Here is a 3,533-nt window from a genome sequence, read left to right as displayed (position 1 = left end):
TACTCAATATCCGATACAGGAGCAAATGTTTTTCTATGTATCGGGCATGCACCGAATTTTTTTATTGCTTCAATATGCGCTTTTGTTCCGTAACCTTTGTGCTTTTCAAATAAGTACTGCGGATATTGTTTTGCATATTCAAGCATTAAATTATCTCTTGTAACTTTTGCTAAAATTGATGCACATGCAATGACCTGACTTTTTGCATCACCGCCAATTATTGCTTCCTGTTTAATTTCCAAACCCGGTATTTTATGATTACCGTCAACCAAAACAATATTAGGTTTAATTTTCAATTTAGACAATGCCTGTTTCATTGCTAAAAACGTTGCCTGTAAAATATTTATTTTATCTATTATTTCATTATCGACGATGCCTATACCGTAACTTAAGGATTGTGTTTTTATTTTATCGAATAAAATTTCTCTTTTTTTTGGAGTGAGTTTTTTTGAATCATTAACTTCTTCTATAATTATTTCTTCGGGCAGTATTACAGCAGCTGCTACGACCGGACCTGCTAAAGGACCTCGTCCCGCTTCATCAACACCCGAAACAAAACGAAGTCCTTTATTATAATAAAACTTATCAAAACTAATTAAATTATTCAAAATTATTTTGCAGCTTCTTTTTCTGCCTGTTCAAATTGTTTTTTTTGAACTTCGGCTATTCTTGCCGCTTTTCCGGATAAATCTCTTAAATAATACAATTTAGCTCTTCTTACTTTACCGCTACGAACAAGTTCTATTTTGCTGATTCTCGGTGAATTGATAGGAAATATTCTTTCTACTCCTATACCGAAAGAATTTTTCCGGACGGTAAAAGTTTCCGATAATCCAGAACCTTTTCTTTGAATTACAACACCTTCAAAAACCTGTATTCTTTCATTCCCGCCTTCAACAACTTTAAAATGAACTTTTAAAGTATCTCCAGCTTTAAAAGAAACTTTTACATCTTTTTTTTGACTTGCTTCTATTTGTTCAATAACTGACATCGGACTACTCCTTAAAAATACAATGTAGAATTTACAATGTAAAATGTATAATTAACAACAAACAACAACGACTAACAGATTGCTTCTAAACATTCCGTTTTCTATTTTTTCAAAAGATCGGGTCTTCTTTTTTGGGTTCTTTCAAAAGACTGTTTATTTTTCCACTTTTCAATTTCCGCATGATTACCCGATAACAAAACATCCGGAACCTTCATATTTTTAAATTTTGCCGGTCTTGTATAATGAGGATAATCAAGCATTCCGTTAAAAAAAGAATCCTGCTCAACGGATAATTTTTCTTTAACCACACCGGGTATCATCCGCGAAACGGCATCAATTAATACCATTGCAGGAACTTCTCCGCCGGTTAAAACATAATCGCCTATTGAAACTTCCTTATCAACCCAATTCATTGCACGTTCATCAATACCTTCATAATGTCCGCATAACAAAACAAGATGATCGTATTTTGACAACTGCTTTACCATATCGGTATTTAACTTCTCACCCTGCGGAGACATAAACACCACCAACGGTTTTTTGAAAGGTTTTTTATAAAGATTATTATGTTTTTTTACTCCCGTACTTTTTATGGCTTTATAAACAGGTTCTGCTTTCATAACCATACCCACACCGCCGCCGAAAGGTTTATCGTCAACGGTATTATGTTTATCTTCTGTAAAAGAACGAATATCTATACAATTAATATTTAAAATATTTTTTTTTACGGCTTTGCCTAACAAACTGCTTGTTAAAAAACCCGTAAACATCTCGGGGAAAATTGTCAATATATCAATCTTCATAAACAGTCCAACCGAAATAGTCTAAGCAAATATCGGAAGGTATTTTATTACCGTAAATGCTTTCATACCCCTGCGGTAATTTTACAAAAATTTTTTTACTTAAAATATTTACTTCAACAACAACAGTTTTTAATGCCGGTAAAAGCAATTCTTCGGTATTATTTTTTATTACCCAAATATCGTTGTTACCGGTGGTTAAAACATCAGCCAAATTTCCAAGCACACTACCGTTTTGATCGTATACCTGGCAACCTAATATATCTGAAATTTTCCATTTCAGTTGTTTTTCCGTAGACATTTATTATTCTACTATTTCAACGGTTGTTCTCTTATCAAGTTTTGCGGATGCCGAATTTATAATAATTCTGATAGCTTTTATTATTCTTCCTTCTTTACCGATAATTTTACCTCTGTCACCGTCTGCAACTTTAAGTTCCAATATTGTGGATTTTTCACCTGCAACTTCTTTTACTTCAACTTGATCCGGATTATCAACCAATGCCTTTGCTATATAAAGAATTAAATCTTTCATTTTTCAGACCTCCAAATTTAATGTTTTTTAATTGTTTTATTTTATTATTCGGGTTTTATTTTGTTTCTGCCGGTTCTTGCTTTTTTACTAAAGAAGCAACCGTTGCTGAAGGTTGTGCACCTGTTTTTACCCAATAATCAAACCTGTCCATCTTTAAATTTACTTTTTCACTTTCCAATAACGGATCGTATTGGCCTAAAATTTCTATAGGCTTACCGTTTCTTTTTGCCCTTTGATCAATGGCTACAATTCTGTAGTATGGTCTTTTCGGGCGACCGATTCTCTGTAGACGAATTCTCACACTCATCCTGTTTCTCTCCTTAATAAAGTTTGAACTACAACTTCAGTTTATCAGGTTATAAAGTAACTTATATCCCTATAATCCAATAAACAGATAACCTAAAAATTGCTTTGCAATTTTTATTTTATGTTAAACCATCTGCCTTTAATTCTGCCTTCCTTCATAAATCCTTCATAGTGTCTCATTATCAAATGCGACTCAATTTGCCCTATCGTATCAAGTGATACACCGACAACGATAAGCAATGAAGTTCCTCCGAAGAAGAAAGGTGCCGACATCATATTTCTTAAATAATCAGGTAACACTGCTATACATGCTACAAATAAAGCACCGCCCAATGTAACTCTTTCCAAAACTTTTTGAATATAAGTTGCGGTTGAACTGCCCGGCCTTATACCCGGTATAAAACCGCCGGAACGTTTCATGTTTTCCGATAAATCTTTCGGATTAAACGAAATTGAATTATAAAAATAGCAGAAAAATATTACAAGTGCTGCATAAACCAAACTATACATAACGGAACTGTGGTTAAACCATTCAGAAATCTTTTTTGAAATAGGAAAACCCCAAATTGTCCAATCCGGAGCAAATTGTGCTATTGTTAAAGGTGCAGATAAAATTGATACTGCGAAGATAACCGCTATAACACCGGACTGGTCAACTTTAATAGGCAAGAAAGAACTTGCTCCGCCGTACATTCTTCTGCCGACCATTCTTTTTGCATAATGAACCGGAATTCTTCTTTGTGCGGTTTCAACCCAAACAACAAGTGTTAAAACTATCAAAACCAAAGCAACAAGTATTATTGCAAGCAACAATGACAATTCTTCCATTTGAACAAGTTTTATAACACTTAATGTTGCGCTCGGTAACCTTTCAACAATACCTGCAAAAATTATCAAAGAT

General features: G+C 33.8%; 7 protein-coding genes. All 7 read right to left on the bottom strand.

The window, feature by feature from the left end; translation table 11 throughout:
- The coding region (locus ACMUOV_RS02635; protein WP_413853499.1) for a ribonuclease HII at positions 1 to 611 on the bottom strand (611 nt) is incomplete at its 3' end.
- Positions 611 to 991 carry a 50S ribosomal protein L19 gene (gene rplS, locus ACMUOV_RS02630; protein WP_413853498.1) on the bottom strand — a complete coding sequence of 127 codons (381 nt, stop codon included), beginning with the start codon at positions 989 to 991 and terminating at the stop codon, positions 611 to 613. The genes ACMUOV_RS02635 and rplS, both read right to left, overlap by 1 nt.
- Before the next feature lie 101 nt (positions 992 to 1,092).
- On the bottom strand, positions 1,093 to 1,794 hold the full coding sequence (trmD, locus tag ACMUOV_RS02625) for a tRNA (guanosine(37)-N1)-methyltransferase TrmD (protein WP_413853497.1): 702 nt from the start codon (positions 1,792 to 1,794) through the stop codon (positions 1,093 to 1,095).
- Positions 1,784 to 2,092, bottom strand: coding sequence for a ribosome maturation factor RimM (locus ACMUOV_RS02620; RefSeq protein ID WP_413853496.1), 309 nt, complete (start codon positions 2,090 to 2,092; stop codon positions 1,784 to 1,786). The genes trmD and ACMUOV_RS02620 overlap by 11 nt, the downstream gene beginning before the upstream one ends.
- Before the next feature lie 3 nt (positions 2,093 to 2,095).
- Positions 2,096 to 2,326, bottom strand: a complete 231-nt coding sequence (locus ACMUOV_RS02615) for a KH domain-containing protein (RefSeq protein ID WP_413853495.1) — start codon at positions 2,324 to 2,326, stop codon at positions 2,096 to 2,098.
- 55 nt (positions 2,327 to 2,381) lie between these two features.
- Positions 2,382 to 2,633, bottom strand: coding sequence for a 30S ribosomal protein S16 (gene rpsP, locus ACMUOV_RS02610; protein ID WP_413853494.1), 252 nt, complete (start codon positions 2,631 to 2,633; stop codon positions 2,382 to 2,384).
- Positions 2,634 to 2,746: 113 nt separating this feature from the next.
- The coding region (locus ACMUOV_RS02605; protein ID WP_413853493.1) for a preprotein translocase subunit SecY at positions 2,747 to 3,533 on the bottom strand (787 nt) is incomplete at its 5' end.

Source organism: Candidatus Ruminimicrobium bovinum, from assembly GCF_902760015.1.
Taxonomy (GTDB): Bacteria; Elusimicrobiota; Endomicrobiia; order Endomicrobiales; family Endomicrobiaceae; genus Ruminimicrobium; species Ruminimicrobium bovinum.
This window is presented reverse-complemented; position numbering and strand designations above follow the sequence as displayed.